This is a genomic window from Burkholderia thailandensis E264, assembly GCF_000012365.1.
Taxonomy (GTDB): Bacteria; Pseudomonadota; Gammaproteobacteria; order Burkholderiales; family Burkholderiaceae; genus Burkholderia; species Burkholderia thailandensis.
On the sequence record NC_007651.1, the window covers coordinates 1,885,550 to 1,908,622 of the forward strand.

21 protein-coding genes, 2 tRNA genes and 1 pseudogene are annotated in these 23,073 nt (G+C 68.6%); 8 read left to right on the forward strand and 16 right to left on the reverse strand.

Going from position 1 to position 23,073, the window contains the following annotated elements:
• Positions 1–147: 147 nt before the first annotated feature.
• Together BTH_RS34595 and BTH_RS33820 are read right to left on the reverse strand one after the other, a co-directional pair.
• Complete coding sequence (locus tag BTH_RS34595) at positions 148–1,332, reverse strand: hypothetical protein (protein WP_155275553.1); 1,185 nt, start codon at positions 1,330–1,332, stop codon at positions 148–150.
• 70 nt (positions 1,333–1,402) lie between these two features.
• Positions 1,403–1,774, reverse strand: coding sequence for a hypothetical protein (locus tag BTH_RS33820; protein WP_259552563.1), 372 nt, complete (start codon positions 1,772–1,774; stop codon positions 1,403–1,405).
• 527 nt (positions 1,775–2,301) lie between these two features.
• Here BTH_RS33820 and BTH_RS20765 point away from each other — a divergent pair.
• Positions 2,302–3,687, forward strand: coding sequence for a sigma-54 dependent transcriptional regulator (locus tag BTH_RS20765; RefSeq protein ID WP_009889928.1), 1,386 nt, complete (start codon positions 2,302–2,304; stop codon positions 3,685–3,687).
• Between the two features lie 56 nt (positions 3,688–3,743).
• Entirely contained in the window at positions 3,744–4,715 is a 972-nt protein-coding gene (locus BTH_RS20770) for a thymidylate synthase (RefSeq protein ID WP_009889930.1), read from the forward strand.
• An 83-nt stretch (positions 4,716–4,798) separates the two neighbouring features.
• On the opposite strand, the gene BTH_RS20775 is transcribed toward BTH_RS20770, so the two are convergent.
• Both BTH_RS20775 and BTH_RS20780 read right to left on the reverse strand, forming a co-directional pair.
• The gene (locus BTH_RS20775; RefSeq protein WP_009889932.1) at positions 4,799–7,381 is read right to left on the reverse strand and encodes a DUF6600 domain-containing protein; all 2,583 of its coding nucleotides are present in this window, start codon (positions 7,379–7,381) and stop codon (positions 4,799–4,801) included.
• Between the two features lie 161 nt (positions 7,382–7,542).
• Positions 7,543–8,253: an ArsR/SmtB family transcription factor gene (locus tag BTH_RS20780; RefSeq protein WP_009889933.1), complete on the reverse strand. Its 711-nt coding sequence runs from the start codon at positions 8,251–8,253 to the stop codon at positions 7,543–7,545.
• Between the two features lie 322 nt (positions 8,254–8,575).
• On the opposite strand from BTH_RS20780, the gene BTH_RS20785 reads away from it, so the two are divergent.
• Both BTH_RS20785 and BTH_RS20790 read left to right on the forward strand, forming a co-directional pair.
• Positions 8,576–8,716, forward strand: a complete 141-nt coding sequence (locus tag BTH_RS20785; protein ID WP_102815671.1) for a hypothetical protein — start codon at positions 8,576–8,578, stop codon at positions 8,714–8,716.
• A 156-nt stretch (positions 8,717–8,872) separates the two neighbouring features.
• Positions 8,873–9,379, forward strand: coding sequence for an acyl-CoA thioesterase (locus tag BTH_RS20790; protein ID WP_009889934.1), 507 nt, complete (start codon positions 8,873–8,875; stop codon positions 9,377–9,379).
• A gap of 467 nt (positions 9,380–9,846) precedes the next feature.
• On the opposite strand, the gene fumC is transcribed toward BTH_RS20790, so the two are convergent.
• From fumC to BTH_RS20810, 3 genes are all read right to left on the reverse strand, one after another.
• On the reverse strand, positions 9,847–11,241 hold the full coding sequence (gene fumC / locus BTH_RS20800; RefSeq protein WP_009889937.1) for a class II fumarate hydratase: 1,395 nt from the start codon (positions 11,239–11,241) through the stop codon (positions 9,847–9,849).
• Positions 11,242–11,871: 630 nt separating this feature from the next.
• Positions 11,872–13,266: an MATE family efflux transporter gene (locus BTH_RS20805; protein ID WP_009889938.1), complete on the reverse strand. Its 1,395-nt coding sequence runs from the start codon at positions 13,264–13,266 to the stop codon at positions 11,872–11,874.
• A gap of 124 nt (positions 13,267–13,390) precedes the next feature.
• Complete coding sequence (locus BTH_RS20810) at positions 13,391–13,612, reverse strand: RNA-binding S4 domain-containing protein (protein WP_009889940.1); 222 nt, start codon at positions 13,610–13,612, stop codon at positions 13,391–13,393.
• A 321-nt stretch (positions 13,613–13,933) separates the two neighbouring features.
• Here BTH_RS20810 and BTH_RS20815 point away from each other — a divergent pair, with 321 nt between their 5' ends.
• Complete coding sequence (locus tag BTH_RS20815; RefSeq protein ID WP_009889942.1) at positions 13,934–14,407, forward strand: hypothetical protein; 474 nt, start codon at positions 13,934–13,936, stop codon at positions 14,405–14,407.
• A 185-nt stretch (positions 14,408–14,592) separates the two neighbouring features.
• On the opposite strand, the gene BTH_RS20820 is transcribed toward BTH_RS20815, so the two are convergent.
• The 9 genes and pseudogenes from BTH_RS20820 to BTH_RS35745 all read right to left on the reverse strand — a co-directional run bounded on the left by BTH_RS20820 (position 14,593) and on the right by BTH_RS35745 (position 19,449).
• Positions 14,593–15,381 carry a DUF4088 family protein gene (locus tag BTH_RS20820; RefSeq protein ID WP_009889944.1) on the reverse strand — a complete coding sequence of 263 codons (789 nt, stop codon included), beginning with the start codon at positions 15,379–15,381 and terminating at the stop codon, positions 14,593–14,595.
• Positions 15,382–15,621: 240 nt separating this feature from the next.
• Positions 15,622–15,963, reverse strand: a complete 342-nt coding sequence (locus BTH_RS20825; protein ID WP_009889946.1) for an AzlD domain-containing protein — start codon at positions 15,961–15,963, stop codon at positions 15,622–15,624.
• The gene (locus tag BTH_RS20830) at positions 15,963–16,631 is read right to left on the reverse strand and encodes an AzlC family ABC transporter permease (protein WP_009889947.1); all 669 of its coding nucleotides are present in this window, start codon (positions 16,629–16,631) and stop codon (positions 15,963–15,965) included. The genes BTH_RS20825 and BTH_RS20830 overlap by 1 nt, the downstream gene beginning before the upstream one ends.
• A gap of 252 nt (positions 16,632–16,883) precedes the next feature.
• Positions 16,884–17,939: an AraC family transcriptional regulator gene (locus tag BTH_RS20835; RefSeq protein ID WP_009889948.1), complete on the reverse strand. Its 1,056-nt coding sequence runs from the start codon at positions 17,937–17,939 to the stop codon at positions 16,884–16,886.
• A 29-nt stretch (positions 17,940–17,968) separates the two neighbouring features.
• On the reverse strand, positions 17,969–18,451 hold the full coding sequence (locus BTH_RS20840; RefSeq protein ID WP_009889949.1) for a CreA family protein: 483 nt from the start codon (positions 18,449–18,451) through the stop codon (positions 17,969–17,971).
• Positions 18,452–18,589: 138 nt separating this feature from the next.
• A tRNA-Asn gene (locus tag BTH_RS20845) sits at positions 18,590–18,665 on the reverse strand.
• Between the two features lie 89 nt (positions 18,666–18,754).
• Positions 18,755–18,830, reverse strand: a tRNA-Asn gene (locus BTH_RS20850).
• Positions 18,831–18,938: 108 nt separating this feature from the next.
• Positions 18,939–19,205: a ferredoxin family protein gene (locus tag BTH_RS20855; protein ID WP_308411100.1), complete on the reverse strand. Its 267-nt coding sequence runs from the start codon at positions 19,203–19,205 to the stop codon at positions 18,939–18,941.
• A pseudogene (locus BTH_RS35745) lies at positions 19,180–19,449 on the reverse strand (hypothetical protein). The gene BTH_RS20855 and the pseudogene BTH_RS35745 overlap by 26 nt, the downstream one beginning before the upstream one ends.
• A gap of 84 nt (positions 19,450–19,533) precedes the next feature.
• Here BTH_RS35745 and pncB point away from each other — a divergent pair.
• The 3 genes from pncB to BTH_RS20870 all read left to right on the forward strand — a co-directional run bounded on the left by pncB (position 19,534) and on the right by BTH_RS20870 (position 23,043).
• Positions 19,534–20,733: a nicotinate phosphoribosyltransferase gene (gene pncB, locus BTH_RS20860; protein WP_009889952.1), complete on the forward strand. Its 1,200-nt coding sequence runs from the start codon at positions 19,534–19,536 to the stop codon at positions 20,731–20,733.
• Between the two features lie 158 nt (positions 20,734–20,891).
• Positions 20,892–21,554: a LutC/YkgG family protein gene (locus BTH_RS20865; protein WP_009889953.1), complete on the forward strand. Its 663-nt coding sequence runs from the start codon at positions 20,892–20,894 to the stop codon at positions 21,552–21,554.
• 58 nt (positions 21,555–21,612) lie between these two features.
• Entirely contained in the window at positions 21,613–23,043 is a 1,431-nt protein-coding gene (locus tag BTH_RS20870; RefSeq protein WP_025369246.1) for a sodium:proton antiporter, read from the forward strand.
• The last annotated feature ends 30 nt before the right edge of the window (positions 23,044–23,073 follow it).

Below are 23,073 nucleotides of genomic sequence, written 5' to 3' on the forward strand. Positions count from 1 at the left end.
CGAACGCAGCGGCGGGCCGAGCGAACGTCGGCGCGATTTCCCAGGACATCTGGTCCCCCCGTTGCGCGCCGCGAACGCGACGACGCAATGCGCTTTCCCCGTCAAGAGCCGTCGACGGCTGCGCTTTAGCGCGGCGACGGCGAATGGTTATCCTGCCTTGCGCCGGCATCGCCGGCGGTCTTCGTTTCGATGGTGCCGCTTGCGCGTGCCGCCGCGCGGCGCGTGCTCGACGCGGCGGGCGCGCCCGCTCGTCGCCGCTTGAAAAGCATCCGCGACCACGCGACACGCCGCGGTGCCGTCGACATCACGCACATCGCGCGCGCGTCGTCGCTCGCATGTCGATGCCGACGTATTCGCGACCGGCGACGCGCGTGCGGCCCGATGCGCGTCGCATTGACCGCATTGACCGCATTGGCCGCACGTGCTGCGCGAACGGCCGGGCATGGTCGAAATTCGCCGCGCATCGGCGCTTGCCGCCGCATCGCCGACGCGATCGGCGAGTACGCGCCCGCGCGTCAGGGCGGTGCGCGGCGCGGCGGGCGTCGCGCCGCGCGAAACGCCGCGGCGCGGCAAGGCGCTCGCGGAACCGGTTGCCGGCGCAAGCTTCGCCGCTGCAACGCGCGGGCATTTCGCCGCCGTGCTGCGGCACGCGTGGATTCTGTTGTCAAAAAGAGTGCCCGCCGGGGGACGGAGCACCAAAACGTTCGCCGTTGCATGAACGGCTCCGGCTATCTGGACGACTTGGACGATTCCGATGACATGCGCGAGCGCGTCGCCGTGGCGCAATGCTCGCTGCATGTCATGCCCCCCCGCCGGCTGTCCCAGACTTCCGTGTTTGGGGGCCGCCTCGGATAGTTCGCTATCCGAGGCGGCCTCCGCTTCCGCGCGCAGCGCGAGGATCGTGCCGCTGCGGCGCTGAAGACCTGCTGTGCCCGCGCGTCGACGCGCGAGCGGCGAGCCCGACGGGTTCGCCGATGCGATCCACCCGGCGACCGCCGTCGCGTGCGAAGCGCGGCGCCGAGCGGGACGGATGGACGTGCGTGAATGCTCCGATTCGGAAAGATGCGGGATGCCTGCGAACCGTGCGTCGAGCGCGGGTACACGGTGCATCGGCGCACGCGCGGTCCGTGCGTCGAGATCGTCGCGATCGTCGCGATTGCGGGATACGTACCGACGAGCGGCGGCGCGCGCAACCACCTCGCACACGTTCGCCGTGCTGCATGGAACCGCATCCAGGGGCCCGACGCGCACGTTTGAGCCGGTCAAACCGGTTTGTACGGTCGGCAATGCTCGGCGCGCCCACGATTGCGAAGCGGCGGTCAGTGCGGTCATCTCATCTCCTCTTCGTCTTCGTATGGCGTGGTTGTGCCGGGCGGGGCCCGGTGATTTGCATCCGGATACGTCACTGCCGCGTATCGCTCACACCGTCTTCGCGAATCGTGCGCTGTGCATCGGACGGCACGGGCAGCGGCGCGGGCGGACTGATCTCGTCCCACAGCGTCACGGCCGCGCTGTCGTCGACGAGCGGCGTCGGCGCCGCGACGGGAACGGGCATCGGCACGAGATCGCGCAGCCGTGCGAATGCGCGGGCATCGACGTTCACGAAACGTTGAGCCCGGCCGGCCGCGACGATGTGCACGAGGGGCGCGTCGACTATCCGATGCGTTTCGTCTTTGTGCGCGATCGCGACATAAGGGCACATGACGGCAAGCGATGCCGCGAATGCTGCGGCGACGGAATGCCGTCGACAGGCAAGGCAGGCTGCGATTCGCATGACGTCTCTCCGGTTTGCCGGTGGTCGAGCGAAATGCATGCCATCGCGCGGAATCCGTTGAGCGGTCGAGCTGCGCGAATGCGCGGACGAATCAGTGCGCGGCCAAACGTGAACAAAACGTTTCAGCTTTGAAACGGGCCCTTGGGAGTACCGCTGATTCAAAAAAATACAGGATTAATCTAATCTTCCATTCAAGCGCGTGGCGAATTAAGCGAATCAATAAACACGATCTTTCATGATTTAAGCAGAGGAATGAAATGACATTTTTTAATGCAGCCGATGCTGAAAAAAGTTGATTTAATTCATTTGCTTTGTCGCATGCTTGTCAGTACGCTGAGACAACCGAGATTCGGAAACGGGCGGACTTGACCACCGCCTTTGTTTTGAGCCAAGCGCCGATCTACGGGGAACGCAGTTCCAGTGGTAGTGAAAAATGACGAGCCGAGTCCTCCTAGCGAGTCCCGGCTCGGTTCCGTCGCACGCCTGTGCCAGGCGGCGCGACGCAAATCGATTGACTGGGTGGCGTCATGGATGTTGCGGCAAGGCATCTCATCTACTATTCTCATCGTCCCGATGCGGATCTGCAGCGCTGTTTCGATCGGCATGGCTGGCAGGTCGACATCGTCGATTCGCCACGCGAGATGCGGCGCTCCGCCGCGCGCGGCGTGATTGCGGGCGGCTTGCTCGATTTTTCGTGCGGTGTCGGGGCCGCCGAATTGCGCGAGCTCGAAGCGAGTCTGAAGACGCCGAACGTCGGCTGGATCGCGATGACGAGGCGAGGGCAGATGGGCGACGACGCGGTGCGCCGCCTCGTGCGCGATTACTGCTTCGACTACGTGACGGTGCCTTACGAGTGCGAGCGCATCGTCGAGTCGGTCGGCCACGCATACGGGATGGTCACGTTGTCGGAAGGGCTCGCGCCCGCCGCCGCGACGGTGCGCAACGAAGGCGAGATGGTCGGCACCTGCGACGCGATGCTCGCGCTCTTCAAGATGATCCGCAAGGTGGCCGCGACCGACGCGCCCGTGTTCATCTCCGGCGAATCCGGCACCGGCAAGGAACTGACGGCCGTTGCGATTCACGAGCGCTCGGCGCGCGCGAACGCGCCGTTCGTCGCGATCAATTGCGGCGCGATTCCGCCGACGCTGTTGCAGGCCGAGCTGTTCGGCTACGAGCGCGGCGCGTTCACCGGCGCGAATCAGCGCAAGATCGGCCGTATCGAAGCGGCGAACGGCGGCACGCTGTTTCTCGACGAAATCGGCGATCTGCCGTTCGAGAGCCAGGCGAGCCTGTTGCGCTTCCTGCAGGAACACAAGGTCGAGCGCGTCGGCGGGCACCAGTCGATTTCGGTCGATGTGCGGATCGTTTCCGCGACGCATGTCGACATGCAGGTCGCGTTGCGCAACGGGCGCTTTCGCGAGGACCTGTATCACCGGCTGTGCGTGCTGAAGCTCGAGGAGCCGCCGCTGCGCGAGCGCGGCAAGGACATCGAGATCCTCGCGCGGCACATGCTCGAGCGCTTCAAGGGCGACGCGCACCGGCGGCTGCGCGGCTTCACGCCCGATGCGATCGCGGCGCTTCACAACTATGCGTGGCCGGGCAACGTGCGCGAGCTGATCAACCGGGTGCGGCGCGCAATCGTGATGTCGGAGGGGCGGATGATCAGCGCGGCCGATCTCGAACTGTCGGGGTACGCGGAAGTCGCGCCGATGTCGCTCGAGGAGGCGCGCGAGAGCGCGGAGCGGCACGCGATCGAAGTCGCGCTGCTGCGGCATCGCGGCCGGCTCGCGGACGCCGCGCGCGAGCTCGGCGTCTCGCGCGTGACGCTCTATCGCCTGCTTTGCGCATACGGGATGCGCGACGACGGCAGCACGCGCGCGAAGCGCGACGAGGATCTGCGCCGGGCCTGCTAGCGCGGGCCTTGCTAGAATGGCGGGCACGGCCGCTTTTCGCGGCCGGAGGAACCCGCATGAAACAGTATCTCGATCTCGTTCGCACCATTCTCGACACCGGCACCTGGCAGAGCAACCGCACGGGCATCCGCACGATCGGCATCCCGGGCGCGATGCTGCGCTTCGATCTGCAACAGGGCTTTCCCGCCGTGACGACGAAGAAGCTCGCGTTCAAGTCGGCGATCGGCGAGCTCGTCGGCTTCCTGCGCGCGACGCGCAGCGCGGCGGAGTTTCGCGCGCTCGGCTGCAAGGTGTGGGACGCGAATGCGAATGAGAACGCGCAGTGGCTCGCGAATCCGTATCGCCGCGGCGCCGACGATCTCGGCGACGTGTACGGCGTCCAATGGCGGCGCTGGCCGGGCTACAAGGTGCTCGACGCGCACGCCGACGCGCAGATCGCCGATGCGACTTCGCGCGGCTTTCGCATCGTCGCGCGCTTCGAGGAGGGCGGCGCGGACAAGGTGCTGCTCCACAAGGCGATCGATCAACTGCGCGATTGCCTCGACACGATCGTGCGCGATCCGTCGAGCCGGCGCATCCTGTTCCACGGCTGGAATCCCGCGGTGCTCGACGAGATCGCGCTGCCCGCATGCCATCTGCTGTATCAGTTCCTGCCGAACGTCGAGCGGCGCGAAATCTCGCTGTGCCTGTACATCCGCAGCAACGACGTCGGACTCGGCACGCCGTTCAATCTCGCCGAAGGCGCGGCGCTCCTCACGCTCGTCGGCCGGCTGACGGGCTACTCGCCGCGCTGGTTCACGTACTTTATCGGCGATGCGCACATCTACGAGAATCAGCTCGACATGCTCAAGCAGCAACTCGAGCGCGAGCCGTTCGAGAGTCCGCGGCTCGAGCTTGCCGAGCGCGTGCCCGATTACGCGAAGACGGGCAAGTACGAGCCGCAATGGCTCGAACGCGTCGAGCCGTCGGATTTCACGCTCGTCGGCTATCGCCATCATGAACCGCTGAGCGCGCCGATGGCCGTCTGAACGACGCGCGGCCCGTCTCGATCGATCCATGAAAAACCCGCGAATTCGCGGGTTTTTTCGTTGATGCGGCGAGTGCGGTGCGCTTACGCGTGCCGGCGCTCTTCGCGGTTCGGGGCGAAACCGTGCTGCTGATCGGGGCGCACCTGACGCGGCGGCTCCTGACGCGGCGCGGGCGGCGGGTTGCGCGGCGCGGCGGGCGGCGGCGCGGCCGGACGCGGCTCCATCCGCGGCGCTTCCATTCGCGGTGCGGGCATGCGCGGCGCTTCCGTCCTCGGCGCTTCGACCTGCGGACGCGGCGCGGGGGCCGGCGCGCGATATTCGTTGCGCGGCGCGGGCGGCGGCGCGACTTCCTGGCGCGGCACGCTGCGCGGCGCCTCGGGCGCGCGCATTTCATTGCGCGGCGTCTGCCATGCCGGCTGCGGTTGTGCGCGCCCGGCGGGCTGCGGCGCGGGCTGGGCGGAGTGCGTGGGCGTCGGCGTCGAGCGGATCGGCGGCAGTGCGTTCTGCGTCGGCGACCGGTAATTGAGCGGCGCATTCGGCTCGCCGCTTGCGCGCGGCTGGCCTTCGTTCGCGCGCTGCTGCTGGATCGGCGGATGCGGCTGCGTCCAGGAAGGCTGCGGACGTTGCGCTCCGCCCGGCGCACGCGCTTCGTTGCGCGCACCCGGGTTGTCGATGGCCGTGGGCGGGCGCGGCACGCCGTTGTGCGTCGAGGGAGCGGGATTCGGCCGCGCCTCGTTCGACTGCGCCGCGCCTGGCCGCATCGCATTCTGCGGCACGCCCGGCACGCCCGGCACGCCCGGCACGGCCGGCACGGCCGGCGCGTGAGGCGCGTGAGGCGCATTCGGCTGCGCGACGCCCGGCTGAGGGAGGCCGGGGCGCGCGACGTTCGGCTGCGCGGCATTCGGCTGCGGCCGCTCGCCCGCGCGCGCGGCCGGATTGCCCACGCCGCCCTGAGGGCCGCGCGCGGCTTGCGCGACAGGTGCGTGCGTGTCGACGAGCTGCACGTTGCGCATTACCCAGCGGTTCGGCGCGCCCGCGTTCTCGAGCGAGCGCACCGGCCGCATCGCATAGCTCGGCGGCACCGCGGTCTTCACGACGGGCGCGCCCGCGCCGGGCACCCGTGCGCCACTTTGCGCGAGGTGCGCGGCGAGCTGGTCATGGTAAGCGGCCGGCACGGCCGGATTGCGCGTCGCGACGATCGAGCGCTGCTCGACGGCTGCGGGCGGCCGGTACGCGGCGTTGCGCAGCGCGCCCGTAAAGCTCTGGCGCACCGGCGCAACGCCCGGCGCACCCGAGCCGATGTGCGCGTTGCGCCACTGCCGCGGATCGACCTTCTGCGCGAAGCGCGGCACCGGCTGGCCATGGACGAAGGCGGTCGCCGGCACGGCCGTCACCGCGTTCGGCGCGCGGAAGTTCACGTACGTGTTGTGGATGTTCGTCACGTTCACCGTCTTGTTGACGTTGATGTTGTTGACGTTGTTCACGATCACGGTCTGGTTCACGTGCTGATAGTAATGCGGGCTCCAGCCGCCCCAGCTCGGTCGCCACGGGTCGCGCGGGCCGAGCGGGAACCACGCGACGCCCGCCGCCGCGATGCCGCCGACCGCGAGGCCCACGCTCCAGTCGAAGCCGCCGCCGCCCCCGCCGACGAACGCGACGAGCGCGGGTGCGTAGCACGGCGGCGCGCTGACGACGAGCGGGCCCGGCACCCAGGCCCACGAATCGTCGACGTACGCCCAGCGGCCGTAGTGGTACGGGGCGAAGCCCCACGGCTCGTCGTCGATCCAGGTCCAGCCCCACGGCGCCTGCCAGATCCAGTGGCCGGTGCGGTATGGCGCCCAGCCGGCGGGCACCGCGCTCGGCACCCACACCTCGCCGTAATCGGGGTCGTCGCGCCACGTTCCGTTTGCGTCGAGGTCCTGGTAACCCGGGATTTCGCGCGACACGTAGTGGGCCGACACCGAGCGCTCCTCGGCCGCGTCGCGGCTTGCGGCCCAGTCGTCGAGGCCGTCGGGCGGCGGTACGGCGCCCGTGTCCGCGACCTGCAGCCCGGTGCCCGTGAAGACGACCCGCTGGCCGGCCGATACCGGCATCTGCGTGCCGTCGCCGTAGACGGTCGCGCTGCCGCGTCGCACGGTGACGGTCGTGCTCGAACCGTCGGGTGCGACGTCGACGCGATAATCGCCGGGCGAGCCGACCGCGAGCGCGAGGTTCGGCGTGTCGATTTCGTACGACGTGCCGGGCGGCAGCTCGCGCACGTGCGTCGACAGCGTGCCGAGCGGCACCTTCAGTTGCGTATTCGTGTCGTCAAGATTGAGGATCGACAGGCTCGTCGATTGGCCGAGCCGCACCGCGGTGGAGCCGATGTGCAGCTCGGAGCGCGCGCCCGAATCGTTCCATAGCTGGTCGCCCGTCGTGAGCGGGCGGTTGACGGCCGCGTACGACCAGTCGCTCGCGCCCGCGGGCTCGGTCGTCACGGCGCCGGACAGGTAGTTCAGCCGCGCGACGCGGGCGGGCGGATCGCCGCCCGTTTGCTGGGCGACGCCGGCGGGCGGCGGGGCGACGTTTTGCGCGATGGCGGGCGGCAACGCGGCGAGCATCGCGACGGCGAGGAGCGTGTGGCGGGCGATGCGCGAAAGCGCAAACGGGTGGCGAGCGGCAAGCATGGTCATCATCGTCTCTGTTTTGTCCGGCGTGGCACGCGCCGTATGAGTCCACTCTATCCGCTCGGCATGTTTCAGTGACATCGGTTTTGTTATGCGATTTGATGCGCGTGTAACAAGAGTTGTCGGCGCGGCGCAATTCGTCAGACCGACGAAAGTGGGCGTCATCCGCCGGTAAGCAAGGCGTCGAATTCGCGCTGGCCGGCGGGCGTCACGCGCAGCACGCGCGGCTTGGCCGCATGCTCGATCCAGCCGCATTGGCAGAAGCGCTCGAGGAGCGCCGCGCCGAGCGCGCCGCCCAGGTGCGGACGGCGCTCGCTCCAGTCCGGGCATGTGCACGCGAAGCGCCGGCGCTTCGCGCGCTGGCCGCCGATGTCGATGCCCCATCGCGCGAACTGCGCGGCGCCCGCGGCGCTTGCGTCGAGCACGCCGTTGGCCGCCGTCAGCCAGCTGCGCGCCATCAGCCGCTCGAATACCTGCACCGCGAGCTCGCCCGCCATGTGGTCATAGCAGGTGCGTGCATAGCGCATGTCGGGCGGAACCGTGCGCGCCGGTTGCGGGATCGGGCGCTGCGGCGCGGCCGCCTGCGCGACGTTCGCGAGCGCCTCGATCGCCGCGGCGACATCGGGCGAAGCGATCCGGTAATAGCGATGGCGGCCGCGCACGTCGAGCGCGAGGAGGCCGCCGTCCGCGAGCCGGGCGAGATGCGCGCTCGCCGCCGACGGCGACAGCCCGGCGATCATCGTCAGCTCGCCCGCGGGGCGCGCGCTGCCGTCCATCAGCGCCCAGAGCATCGCGGCGCGTCCCGGATCGGCGAGCAGCGCGCCGAGGTGGCTCAAGCCGGGGAAATGGTGGTGGCGATCGGAATCGGACATCGGGGAACCCTCGGGAAGGACACGGTTCGAGTGTAGGCGCGGATGGCATTCGATGTTTCGCGTTGCGCCGAAATGTCGAATGTGCGGGCGTGTTGCCTGGCTGAGGCGGCGGGATGCGGCGTTGTTTCGCGCTTGGGCGGGGGCGGGCGGCCGGGTGGGCAAGGCCGAACGGCCGGACGCCCGATCGCGGGGTGGGCGAGGCGCGAGCTCGCCGCCGCCGGTTGCTGCGCTTGCCGCGGCGGCGCGCGTAAAATGCGACGTCCGATGACTCGCCCGGCGCGCGATCGTGGCGCGCCGGCGCTCGACGACGCTTCTTCTTCCGATGAAAACACTGGCTGCAACCCTCATTGCCGCGTTCGTCTGCGCGGGCTGCGTATCCGGCGGCGCTGGCGGATCGAGTGCCGGAACAGGCCGCATCGAGATGTACGGCACGATCGATCAGGGCGTGACGATCCGCAACTAACGGCGTGTTACCAATCGCGTCGCGCGCGGCCGGGAGCCAGCGCCGCTCCCGGCCGGCGCGCGCATCGGCCTGAAACGGCGGCTGCGGCGTCATGTCGCAGTGCAACGTATAATCGTCTCCTTTCCCGCCATGCCAGCAGAACTGGAGCCAGCCGAAATGCCCGCCACGCCCCCCGCGCCGCTTGATCGCACCGAAACCGTTTTCCGCTTCCTCGCCGAGCCGACGTCAGTCAACTTCGGCGGCAAGGTGCACGGCGGCGCGCTGATGAAATGGATCGACGAGACCGCGTACGCGTGCGCGGCGATCTGGTCGAGCCGCTATTGCGTGACAGTGAGCGTCGGCAACATCCGCTTCCAGCGGCCGATCCTCGTCGGCAATCTCGTCGAACTGAAGGCGCGCGTCGTCGCGACGGGCCGCACGAGCATGCACATCCACGTGTCGGTGCACGCGGGCGACCCGAAGGGCGGCGTGCTGCGTCAGACGACCGACTGTCTCGTCGTGTTCGTCGCGGTCGACGAGAACGGCAATCCGGTGCCGGTGCCGCCGTTCGTGCCCGTCAGCGACGAGCAGAAGCGCCTCGCGCAGTACGCGATGGACGTGCGCGCGGCGCTCGACAAGATCGTCGAGCTCAAGCCCGAGGAAGTCGCGAAAGGGGACGTGTGAGCGCGCGTCGGCGTTCGTCGGGCGCACGCGCCGTGCGTGCGGACGACGGATGCCGGGCGCATCGAATCGAGCACATGCCGCGATCGTTCGCGGCGTTTTTCGTTTGAAGAGCGACGCGCGATACGACGCAGCGCGATCCGACGTGCGGACATGCGCGGCGCTCGCGGCGCGGATCGCATTCGACGTCACGTGCATGGCAGGCGGTCTGCAACCGCATGCCGGCTTGGCTGCGGCCGAGCGCACGGGTTCGGGGGGCGGGCGATCGGGGCGGGGCAGGCGAACGCGTGCCGACGACCGAGCGCGGAACCTCAAGCGCGGAACCTCAAGTGCCGTCGATCAAGCACCGTCGGTCGAACGATGCCGATCAACCGCTGTCGATCGGGTGCCGACGACCGAACCGAACATCCGCCACGCCACGCCGCCGCGCGTGCGCGACGCCGGCCGCGCATCGCGCGCCGCGTCGAGGGTCAGCTATTGCCGACCATCTTCGCCGGCCGCACCCATTCGTCGAATTGCGCATCGGTCACGTAACCGAGCGCGAGCGCGGCGGCTCTGAGCGTCGTGCCTTCCTTGTGCGCCTTCTTCGCGATCTGCGCCGCCTTGTCGTAGCCGATGTGCGGATTGAGCGCCGTCACGAGCATCAGCGATTCGTTCAGGAGTGCGTCGATGCGCGTGCGATTCGGCTCGATGCCGACCGCGCAGTGATCGTTGAAGCTCTGCGCGCCGTCCGCGAGCAGCCGCACCGATTGCAGTACGTTGTGCGCAATCATCGGCCGGAACACGTTCAGTTCGAAATTGCCGCTCGCGCCGCCGAAGTTCACCGCGACGTCGTTGCCGAACACTTGACAGCAGAGCATCGTCACCGCTTCCGATTGCGTCGGATTGACCTTGCCCGGCATGATCGAGCTGCCCGGCTCGTTCTCCGGAATCGACAACTCGCCGAGCCCGCAACGCGGCCCGCTCGCGAGCCAGCGGATGTCGTTCGCGATCTTCATGAGGCTCGCGGCGACCGTCTTAAGCGCGCCGTGCGCGAACACGAGCGCGTCGGCCGCGGCCATCACTTCGAATTTGTTCGGCGCACTGACGAACGGCAAGCCGGTGAGCCGGCCGATCTCGGCCGCGACGCCCGCCGCGAACTTCGGATGCGCGTTCAGGCCCGTGCCGACCGCCGTGCCGCCTTGCGCGAGCTCGTACAGATGGGGCAGCGCCGTCTCGACGTGGCGAATGCCCTGATCGAGCTGAGCGACGTAGCCGGAGAATTCCTGGCCGAGCGTGAGCGGCGTCGCGTCCTGCAGGTGCGTGCGGCCGATCTTCACGATGTCGGCAAACGCGGCGGCCTTCGCGTCGAGCGTCGCGCGCAGCGTGCGCAGCGCGGGCAGCAGATGGTCGACGATCGCGCGCGCGGCGGCGACGTGCATCGCGGTCGGGAACACGTCGTTCGACGACTGGCCGCGATTGACGTCGTCGTTCGGATGCACGTTGCGGCTTTCGCCTCGCTCGCCGCCGAGCAACTCGCTCGCGCGGTTCGCGATCACCTCGTTGAGGTTCATGTTGGTCTGCGTGCCCGAACCCGTTTGCCAGACGGCGAGCGGGAATTCATCGGGATGACGGCCGGCGATGATCTCGTCGGCGGTGGCGATGATCGCGTTCGCCTTGTCCTGCGCGAGCACGCCGAGTTCGAGATTGACGGCGGCCGCCGCGCGCTTGATCAGCGCGAGCGCGTGAATCAGTTCGGGCGACTGCTTTTCGGTCGAGATCTTGAAGTTCTGCAGCGAGCGCTGCGTCTGCGCGCCCCATAGCCGGGCGGCCGGCACTGCGATTTCGCCGAACGTGTCGCGTTCCATCCGTACTGCTTCGCTCATGATTGCTCCTTCAGATGACGGGGGACGCCGCGCGGGCGCGGCGCAATGCGCATGCGGGGATGGAGCCGTTCTCGCGACGGCGTCCACTGATGGGCAAGCATAGCGCCGTGTGCGATTTCGTGCCGCGTCGCGGGCGATCGGCGAGACGGGCGTGGGGGCACTCGGATGAGCGAACAGCGCGCATGCGCATCGCGACGATCGGGGCGGCGCGATGCACGCGAGCATCGCTCGCGCGGCGGCAGACGGATGCGATCGTTCCGCGTGGAGACGCTGCGCCGCGAGCGTGCGTGCGCGATGTGGGCGACGCGGCCGCTTTGCCGGCTCCGCCATGTGCGGCGAATCGCGGCGAACCGCGTTCGCGGAGGTGAGGTCGCCGCTGTCGCGGGCGTCGCGCCCGCGAATCAGCCGCGCTCGCGAGGCATCCGGCATCTTCCGACGAAAAGGGCGCGTAAAAGAGGACCGGTGCATGATTGCGGTGGCGAATGAGCGATCGCGTCGGTCGCCGTCGCAGTGTATGCGTGCGGACCCGCTTATCCGTTTATCCGCTTATCCGTTTATCCGCGCAAACGCGCAAACGCGCCCGAGTCCTCGCGAGCTTGCATGCTCACGCGCCCACGCCGAAGCCCGCCCTCAAGCTCCCGCCCGCGCGCCGAGCGCGGCGCTCTTCCGATGGAATCGCCACGTCATCAGCACCGCGACGCTCGCGAGGCCGGCCGCGAGCCCCCACCATAATCCGCGCGCGCCGAGGCCTGCGTGGAACGCGAACCAGTAGCCGGTCGGAAAGCCGATGCCCCAGTAGCCGAGCGTCGCGGCGAGCATCGGCACGCGCGTGTCTTTCAGGCCGCGCAGGCAGCCGGAGCCGACGGTCTGCATCCCGTCGACGATCTGGAACACCGCGGCGATGCCGAGCAGCGACGTCGCGAGCGCGACCGTATGTGCGTTCGCGGGATCGTCGAGCTTCAGATAGAGGCCGACGATCGCGTGCGGCGCGACGATCAGCGCGAGCCCCGACAGCGACATGAACGCGACGCCGAGCCCGAGCGCGACGAAGCCCGCATGCCGCGCGGCGACGGGCGCGCCCGCGCCCGCCCAGTAGCCGACGCGCACGTTCGCCGCCTGCCCGATCGCGAGCGGCACCATGAAGGCCACCGACGCGACGTTGAGCGCGATCTGATGCGCGGCGAGCGACGCTTCGCCGAGCACGCCGACGGTCAGGCCCGTCGCGAGAAAGAGCGTCGACTCGACGCCGTACGTGATCGCGACCGGCCAGCCGATGCCGAACAGCTCGCCCATCAGCGGCAGGCGCGGGCGCGTGGCGGCGACGAAGTGCTTGAACGCCGGCCGTCCGTGCAGCAGCGCGACGAGCGTGATCGCGGTGAGCCAGATCGTGATCGTCGTTGCCGTTGCGGAGCCGAGGAAGCCGAGCCGCGGCAGCCCAAACGCGCCGTGGATCAGCCCGTAGTTGAGAAACGCGTTGACGCCGACGCCCGCGAGCGACACCCACAGCAGCCGCTTCGCCGCGCCGATCGCGGGCAAGAACGAGCGCATCAGCCCGACGCCGATCAGGCTGCCGGGCGCCGCGAAGCGCAGTACGGCCGCATATTCGCCGACGTTGCGCGCGAGCGCCGCCGGTTCGCCGAACGCGAGCAACAGCGGCTGCGCGAACGACAGCAGCGCGAATGCGGGAACCGCGAGCAACAGCGACAGCGCGAAGCCCGTCCAGTAGATATGCGGCACGCGATCGTCGGCCATGGCGCCGCGCGCGTGCGCGACGCTCACGCTGACCGACGTCAGCACGCCTTGCAGCAGCGTCACGACGACGAAGAACAGATTCGCGCCGAGGCCGCCCGCCGCGAGCGCGTCGGGGCCGAGCGAGCCGAGCAGCACCGTGTCGGTGACGCTCATCGCCATTTGCGAGAGCTGCGCGATCGCGAGCGGCGCGGCGAGGCGCGCCGTATCGGCGGCGTGGCGGGACAGCGTGGGAGGCGGCGCGGCGGCCGCTCGAGTGAAACCGGAAGGCGACATGGGACGCGTTCGCACGAGCGGCCCGCCCGCGCTTTGCTTATTTTTTGGAAACGATCAGCTTACGAGTTTCCGCGAGTGCTGTCGATGAGCCGTTGCCGATGGCCTCACGGTCGACAGGGGCTCGCTATGACGCGCCGTGCACGGCGATGCGCGTGTCGCCGAGCAACACGACTTGCCCCGCGCGGATCTTGCAGGTCTTGCGCAGCTCGACCGCGCCGTCGACCTTCACGGCGCCCGACGCGACGATCATCTTTGCCGAGCCGCCGCTGTCCGCGAGCCCGGTGAGCTTCAGCAGGTTATGCAGTTCGACGAATTCGCCGGTCAGCGTGAAATCGAGATTGGGCATGGCGATGAAAACGGAAACGAGCGCGCGGAAACGGGAGCGCCGCGCGCGGCGGGCCTCGCATCATAAGCGATGTGCGGCGCGCGCGGTGTAAGGCGTGCGTCAAATGTTGTCCGGCTTTCGCGCGATTCGGGCCGTCGCCTGTAAGCGAGTGTGTCGAACTCGTCAGCAAATGAAACGGTGGGTAACAGTTGGCGAGAACGGCGAACCGGGAGCCGACGCGGCCGGTCTGTACACGGACTCGCTGCATGTCGCGGCGGGCCCATAGCGGCGGGCCGGTTCGAAGGCACGCCGCGTCCAACGACTTTGTTGAGGAGAATTGCGATGTCGAAGATTCGTGCAATGCTGATCGGTGCCGCGGTGGCGGCGATGGCGACGAGCGCTTTTGCGCAGACGGCGGGCGTGGCGACGCAAGGTTCGGTCGGCGGCTCGGCCGACGTGCTCGGCCAGAAGGCGGGCGCGAGCGCGCAACTGAACGCGGGCGGCGACCTGTCGGCCGCATCGCCCGAAGCGGCGGCAAGCGCCGTCAAGCATTCGGCTAAGAAGCACGTGAAGCGCGCGAAGGCCAAGGCGAAGGCGAAGGCCGCCGAAGCGGCCGAACTCGGCGCGGATGCGCAGACGAAGGCGAGCGGCGCGGTCGAAGGCGCGACGAATGCGGCGGGCAACGTGGTCGGCGGCGCGACGAGCGCGGTCGGCGGCGTCGCGGGCGCGGCGGGTGGTCTCGCGAAGGGCGTCGTGGGCGGCGCGAACGGTTCGGCGTCCGTCAACGGCGGCGTGAAGGCCGGCGCGGGCGAGTAAGCGCGTCAGGCGAGGCGCGCGGACGGTTCGCCCCGGAAGGCCCGTTCGGCGCGCCGCGCCCAGGCTGAAGAACAGCGGCCCGGATCGCATCGTGCGATCCGGGCCGTTGCGTTGTCGGGGTTCGCGCGGCGAGCGCGGATCGAGCCGTGCGTTCGCGCGCGCCGCCGAACGCGCGATGCGCCGCGCTACGAACGCCGCTGGCCTTGCGGCTGCGATGCGTTCTGCTGCGCGCCGCGCGCGGGCGTCGCGACCATGAACATGCTGCGCAGCCACGCGGCGATGCGCGTGAAGACGTCGTACGGTTCCTCGATGAAGATCTCGGGCTTCAACAGCCGCAGGTATTCCATGATCTGCTGCGCTTCCTGCTTCTGGAACGAGCCGTGCGCGATGCCGAGCCTGAGCAGCCCGCGCAGTTCGCCGAGCTTTTCGCGCGCGACGCTGCCGACGCTCATCTCGCACGCGAGTTTCGCCTCGTACACGCGTTGCCGCAGCGATTCGGCGAGCCGCCACGCGGGCGTCTGCATCCGTTCCTCGAGCGTTTGAATGTCGGTGACGGCCGACTTGATCTGTGCGGCGAGCGGATCGACGAGCGCCGCGTCCCCCTGCGCGCCGGACACGACGGCGGCGGCCCAGTCGCGGCACGCTTTCGCGAGCTCGTCGGGCGTCCATTCGGAGCGCGACGCGAAGCCGAAACCGAAGTCTCCCGCCTGCCGGATCAGGATCGAGACGACGTCCGGAAACTCCTTGTCGAGCGTGCGCTTCGCCCATGCATACTGGCCGCCCTGCAGGAGCCGCTGAACCGCGTGCTCGGTGAGCGGCACCATGCTGTCGAGCAGCTTCGCGCGCAGGAAATCCTCGAACGACGGCGTGACGAATTGCGGATCGAGCTTGAGCGACACGCGCACGAACGCATCGTAGTCTTTGCGCAAGGAAACGACGGTGTCGTCTTTCAGCGTGAGAGTGATCTGGCCCATGTCTTTCTCGATGCTCGATGCCGGCCGGCTCGACCGGCGCTTTCGCCCGCGCGCGAGCCGACGTGGGCGGGCCGCGTGTGCGCTGCGCGGACGGCGGCTGGCCGTCGGCCCGCATGCCGGATGGACCGGGCCGCGTCTGGGCCGGGTCCCGTCGCCGGGCGCGAGGCTACATCCTCTTAACGGCGGCGCGCGCGAGAACTTGAGGCCGTGCGCGCCGATGCCGCGCGGCGCCGCGGCGGCTCAGCCCGGCAGCCCGCCGTGCGGCAACACGAGCGCCTGCCAGAGGAAGAACACGGCGAGGCCGGCGGCGATCGTGACGAGCGGCCGGCGCGTCGCGGCGCACACGAGCACAGCGGCGACGCCGCCGACGAACTGCGGATTGCGCCACGTCAGTTCCGCGTCGCCGCCGTGCGGCGCGAGCGTCATCGGCACGATGATCGCGGTCAGCACCGTCACCGGCACGAAGCGCGGCGCGGCGAGCGCGAGCGGCGGAAACACGAGGCGATCGCCGAGCAGGAAGAGCGTCGTGCGGATCGCGTACGTGAGTGTCGCCATGCTGAGAATCAGCAGCGCGTAGCTCATCACGCGACCTCCGCCCGCCGGCGCGCGCGCTGCCCGTCGAGCCACGTCAGCGCGACGCCGATCGCGACGCCCGCCGCGACGGCGGCGAGCAGGCCGAGCTTGTACGGCCATGCACGGCAGAAGAACGCGGCCGCGCCCGCCGTCACCGCGGCGGCGAGATAGGGCGGCGCCGCGAGTTGCGGCACGACGATCGCGATGAACGTCGCCGCCATCGCGAAATCGAGGCCGAGCGATTGCAGACGCGGGAACGCGGCGCCGAACAGCAGGCCCGCGATCGTCCAGATCTGCCAGTTCGCGTACATCGCGATGCCCGAGCCGAAGAAGTGGTATGGCCCGGTCGCGCCGGGTTCGGCGTGACGATAGTGCGCATGGGCGACGGCGAACACTTCGTCGGTCATCAGCGCGCCGAGCGTCGCCCGCCACCGCAGCGGCAGATGCGCGACATACGGCGCGAGCGCCGCGCTGTACAGCAGGTGGCGCAGATTGACGATGAACGTCGTCGCGAGCACGACCGCGTAGCTCGCGCCGCCCGCGATCAGGCCGAGTGCGATGAACTGCGCGGAGCCCGCGAACAGCGCGAGCGACATCAGCTCGCCGTGCCACGGCGCGAGCGGGCCGGTCGTGACGAGCGTGCCGAAGATCATGCCGAAGGGCGCGGCGCCCACCATCATCGGGATGGTGTCGCGCACGCCGGCGGCGAACTCGGCGAGCCGGCCGGGCGGGGGATGCGTGGGGCGGAACTGGGACACGATGGCTACCTCCTGTTCGGCGGAGGATAGCGGAGCGGGGGAGGCGCTCGCTTGTACGTTCTTGCGCCGTCGTTGATGCTGTCTTTGCCGGTGCCGTTACCTTGATTCGAGCCCAAGCCCAAGCTGGAATTTGCGCGGGTCGAGCCGCGTCGCGCGCTTGCCGCTATGTCGCTACGACGACTGCCAACGCCCCGGCGGCACGCCGAACATTCGTTTGAAATGTCGAGTGAAGTGGCTCTGATCGGCGAAGCCGCACGCGGCGGCGACATCGGCGACGCTCGCGCCCGCGCGCAGCGGCGCGAGCGCGCGCTGCAGGCGCAACTGGTTGCGCCATGCGTGCGGCGGCATGCCGGCCACGCGCGAGAACAGGCGGGCCGCATGGAACGGCGATAGCCCGGCCGCTCGCGCGACATCCGATAACGTCATGGTTTCGGACAGATCGGCGGCCAGCCGCTCGCGCATCGCGTCGACGCGCCGCTGGTCGGCCGCGACGCCGCGCGGCGCGCTGCGATTGCCCGCGTGGCGCGCGATCAGCGTCGAATATGCGTCGAGCATTGCGGTTTCCGCGGATAGCGGATCGTCGAGCGGCCGCGCCGTGCCGGTGCACAGCGAATACGAGGCCGTAAAACTGGCTGAAGCGCGGGCCGAATCCATGCCCGGAATCGGAGCGGCGGCCGAAGCCGATGCCCAAGCTGAACCCCACGCAGAATCCGAGCACGGGTCCGAAGCCGAATCCGAGGTGCCGTCGGCCGTCGCGGCCCTCTCGCCGAACCGCGGCCGGCGGGCGGCGGCGAGCAACGCCGCGGCGCCGTTCGCCTCCATCAGCCGGTGCGCGAGCACGAGCCGCGCGGCGAGATCCGCATCGTGAATGACGTCGAGCCGGAACCATGGGGCAGGCTGCGGCTTGCCGGCGATTTCGTCGGCGAGCGCGCGAATGAAATCGACGGGTACATAGGCAACGCGATAGCGCCAGCCGCCTTCGGCCGCGCGCGAGCCGGTGTGGATTTCCCCCGGATTGATGACAGGGATCGAGCCCGTACCGGCGACGTGCGCGCTGCCTCGACACGTGTAGCGTTCGGCGCCCGCCTCGATGACGGGGATCGTGTACGCGTCGTGCCAGTGGGGCGCGAACACGTGGTCGCGATAGGTCGCGGTGACGAAGTCCGCCTCCGGCAAGAGCGGCGTGCGCCAGTAACGGACTTCCTCTTGCGGACGTTCGGATCGCATGGCGGCGGACCCGGCTACCGGGCGCTTCGTTACCTGACCGGGATCGGCGTGCCGGCGGGCACGGGCACGGCGGTCACGCTGTTCTTCGGGCTGCCCGTTGCGATCCGGTCGCTATAGGTCAGATAGACGAGCGTGTTGCGCTTCTTGTCGACGACGCGCACGACATGCAGCGTCTTGAAGATGAACGACAGCCGCTCGCTGAACACGTCGGTCTGCTGCCTGAGCGGCTCGGTGAAGCGGATCGGCGCGACCTGCCGGCACGCGATCGACGCCTCGGTCGGGTCCTCGGCGATGCCGAGCGTGCCCTTGATGCCGCCTGTGCGTGCGCGCGACACATAGCAGGTGACGCCGCTCACGAGCGGGTCGTCGTACGCTTCGACGACGACGCGGTCGGAACCCGTCAGGCGGAAATTGGTGTTGACGCTGGCGACTTCCTCGCCGCGCGCGGCGGTCGTTGCGATCGGAAGGAGGGCGGCGCAGGTCGCGAGGACGGCTAAATGACGGTTTTTCATCGGCGGCGAAGCGGGGGCTTGGCGGAGAAGCAGAGCACGACTCTAGCACGCCGCCGGGCACGCGACGGTGCGCGGCGCAACGAAAAACGTAGAGGGAAAAAGCAAAAAGGCCCGTCGCGAACGACGGGCCTTCGAAGCTGGCTCCCCGACCTGGGCTCGAACCAGGGACCTACGGATTAACAGTCCGGCGCTCTACCGACTGAGCTATCGGGGAATAAAACGGTTCGGCATGTCTGGCGCCTCGGCGTCAACAGCACAAGGCGGCCATGAAAAAGCCCGTTTGCAACGGGCCTTTGCAATTCTTGGCTCCCCGACCTGGGCTCGAACCAGGGACCTACGGATTAACAGTCCGGCGCTCTACCGACTGAGCTATCGGGGAACAAACAGCAGAGAAATGAGATTCTATGGGGCGCTGGCCGATCTGTCAATACTTTTGCGCATCGGCACCGTCACTCGGCGTCGTGCCGCGCCCCGCGAGCGCGGGCGATCAGCGCTCGAGCAGGTGCAGCTTGTCCTGCACGTCCTTCCACTCGTCGGCGTCGGCGGGCGCGGGCTTCGTCTTCGTGATCGACGGCCACGCCTTCGCGAGCTCGGCGTTCAGCTCGGTGAACTGCTGCTGGTCGCCCGGCACGTCTTCTTCCGCGTAGATCGCGTTGGTCGGGCATTCGGCGACGCACACCGCGCAGTCGATGCACTCGTCCGGATCGATCGCGAGGAAGTTCGGGCCTTCACGGAAGCAGTCCACAGGGCACACATCGACGCAATCCGTGTATTTGCACTTGATGCACGCTTCAGTCACAACGTGGGTCATTCAAAACGCTCCTGCGGCGGTATCTGGGTATGTATATGGGGGGGCGACGCGTGGCGCCAAAAGCGGCATTGTAACTGATGCGTCAAACCCGCATCGCCCGCGCGACTTTCCCTTTTATACCGTTTCGTGATTAGTTTATGGCGGATTGCATGGTGCCGCGGCGTTTCGGCGCGGCGTCGCGCCGCATTCGGGTAACATGCGTCAACCGGAGGGCGGGCGCGCGGGGCGCGCAAACACTCGGGCTCCGTTTCGATTTTGGCAGTCTGGAATCATGATCATCACTTCGCTGCTCGATACCGACCTGTACAAATTCACGATGATGCAGGTCGTTCTGCATCACTTCCCGGCCGCGAACGTCGAATACCGCTTCAAGTGCCGCACGCCCGGCATCGATCTCGTGCCGTACATCGACGAGATTCGGGCCGAGGTCCGCTCGCTCTGCGAACTGCGCTTCACCGATCCCGAGCTCGACTATCTGCGCCGGCTGCGCTTCGTCAAGAGCGATTTCGTCGATTTCCTCGCGCTCTTTCACCTGAACGAGAAGTACATTTCGATCACGCCGTCGCAAAAGGGCGGCGGCGAGATCGACATCGAGATCAAGGGGCCGTGGCTGCATACGATCCTCTTCGAGATTCCGGTGCTCGCGATCGTCAACGAGGTGTACTTCCGCAACACGCAGCGCCGGCCCGACTATCGCGAAGGGCGCGGGCGGCTGCGCGAGAAAATCAAGCTGCTCGGCGCGAAGCCCGAGTTCGCCGATTGCAAGATCGCCGATTACGGCACGCGCCGCCGCTTCTCGAAGGTGTGGCACGAGGAGGTGCTGCGCACGCTGCAGGACGGGCTCGGCGCGCAGTTCGCCGGCACGAGCAACGTCTTTTATGCGATGAAGCACGAGATCACGCCGCTCGGCACGATGGCGCACGAGTATCTGCAGGCGTGCCAGGCGCTCGGCCCGCGGCTGCGAGATTCGCAGACCTACGGCTTGGAGATGTGGGCGAAGGAATACCGCGGCGATCTCGGGATCGCGCTGTCCGACGTCTATGGGATGGACGCGTTCCTGCGCGACTTCGACATGTATTTCTGCAAGCTCTTCGACGGCGCGCGTCACGACTCGGGCGATCCGTTCGACTGGGGCGAGCGGCTCATCAAGCACTACGAGGACAACCGGTGCGACCCGCGCACGAAGGTGCTCGTGTTCTCCGACGCGCTCGACATCCCGAAGGTCATGCAGCTGTACGAGCGTTTTCGCGGCCGCTGCAAGCTCGCGTTCGGCGTCGGCACGAACCTGACCAACGATCTGGGCTACCAGCCGCTGCAGATCGTCATCAAGATGGTGCGCTGCAACGGCCAGCCGGTTGCGAAGCTGTCGGATTCGCCGGGCAAGAGCATGTGCGACGACAAGGCCTACCTCGCGTATCTGCGCCAGGTGTTCGGGATCACGCAGCCGCCCGACGACGACGCGGGCAAGTGACGCCGTCCGCGCGAGGCGGCGCGCAGGCGCGCCCGCGTCGCCGGGAATGGGCGCTTGGGCCGTCCGGCGCTTGATTTTTCATATCGGCGGCGGCGGGCGCGCGCCGTATCGGCCGGTATAATCGGGCCGGTATCGAAAGCCATCGTCACGAGGGGTTCATGGACACATCGGCTGCCCGCCGCAACATCCTCGCGCGCATCCGCGCGGCGCAGGGCCGCCCGGCCGAGGTGGCCGGCGTGGAGCGCGAGCATGCGGCCGACTACGTCGCGCGTCATCCGGCGGGGCCGCGTCCGCCGCTCGGCGACGATCTCGTGTCGCGCTTCGTCGACGAGGCGCTGCGGCTCGCGACGACGGTGGACACCGTCGCGTCGATGCGTGATGCGCCCGCCGCGGCCGCCGCTTATCTGCAGCGCACGGGGCTCGGCATGCAGGCGATCGCGTGGCCGACGCTCGATGCGCTCGACTGGGCGGGCGCGGGGCTCGCGGTCGAATTCAGGAAGCCTGTCGACGGCGATCGCATCGGCATCACGGGCTGTTTCTGCGCGACGGCGGAAACCGGTTCGCTGGTTTTGCTGTCTAGTCCGAAGACGTGTTCGTCCGCCGCGCTGCTGCCCGAGACCCACATCGCGCTCGTGAGCGCGTCGCGCATCGTCGCGGGACACGAGGACGCGTTCGCGCTGATCCGTGCGGAGCGCGGCGTGTTGCCGCGCGCGGTGAACTTCGTGTCGGGGCCGTCGCGCACCGGCGACATCGAGCAGACGATCGTGCTCGGCGCGCACGGGCCGTCCCGCGTTCACGCGATCGTCGCGCTCGACGCGTGAGCCAGCGGCCGCCGCCGCGCCACGTGCCGTATCCATTCGCATTTCAAGAGGACTTCACATGAAACGACATGCCGCCTGGGCGGGCATGGCGCTGGGAGGCGCGTTAGGCGCCGCTCCCGCGCTCGCATCGGCCGCAACGCTCGACGGTGCCGCGCTTTCCGCGTTCTGGGCGGTGCCGTTCGCGGGCATCCTGTTGTCGATCGCGCTCTTTCCGCTGATCGCGCCCGTGTTCTGGCATCATCATTTCGGCAAGATCGCGGCGGCGTGGGCGGTCGCGTTCCTGGCGCCGTTCGCCGCGACGTTCGGCCTCGGCACCGCATTCGGCACGCTGATGCACGCGCTCTTCGAGGAGTACATTCCGTTCATCGTGCTGCTGACGGCGCTGTACACGGTCGCGGGCGGCATCTGCGTGCGCGGCAACCTGCACGGCACGCCGAAGCTCAACACCGGCATCCTCGCGCTCGGCACCGTGCTCGCGAGTGTGATGGGCACGACGGGCGCCGCGATGTTGCTGATCCGGCCGCTCCTGCGCGCGAACGACAACCGCAAGCACGTCGTGCACGTCGTCGTGTTCTTCATCTTTCTGGTGGCGAACGCGGGCGGCTCCCTGTCGCCGCTCGGCGATCCGCCGCTCTTCCTCGGCTTCCTGAACGGCGTCGATTTCTTCTGGACGACGATTCATCTCGCGCTGCCGATGCTGTTCATCTGCTCGATCCTGCTCACGCTCTTCTTCGTGCTCGATACGTACTTCTATCGAAAGGGCGGCGAGGAAGGCAAGCCGTTTCTCGATCCGACGCCCGATTCGCACGGCGTATCGATCGAGGGCAAGATCAATTTCGCGCTGCTCGGTGCGGTGATCGCGCTCGTGCTGATGAGCGGCCTCTGGAAGCCGGGCATCGCGTTCGATCTGTTCGGCACGCACGTCGCGCTGCAGAACGCGGTGCGCGACGTCGCGCTCGTCGCGGTCGCGCTTGTGTCGCTCGCGATCACGCCGCGCTCGGCGCGCGAGGGCAACGCGTTCAACTGGGCGCCGATCGAGGAAGTCGCGAAGCTGTTCGCGGGCATCTTCGTGACGATCGCACCCGTGATCGTGATCCTGCGCGCGGGCGCCGACGGCGTGTTCGCGCCGATCGTCCATCTCGTCACGGGCGCCGACGGCAAGCCGGTCGACGCGATGTACTTCTGGGCCACGGGCGTTCTGTCGTCGTTCCTCGACAACGCGCCGACCTACCTCGTGTTCTTCAATCTCGCGGGCGGCGACGCGCAGTCGCTGATGACGACGGGAGCGACGACGCTCGCCGCGATCTCGGCGGGCGCCGTGTTCATGGGCGCGAACAGCTACATCGGCAACGCGCCGAATTTCATGGTGAAGGCGATCGCCGAGTCGCGCGGCGTGAGGATGCCGAGCTTCTTCGCGTACCTTGGCTGGGCGCTCGCGATTCTCGTGCCGGTGTTCCTGCTGACGACGTGGGTGTTCTTCAGCGGTTAGGCGGATGAATGACGGCCGCGCGGGCGGCGG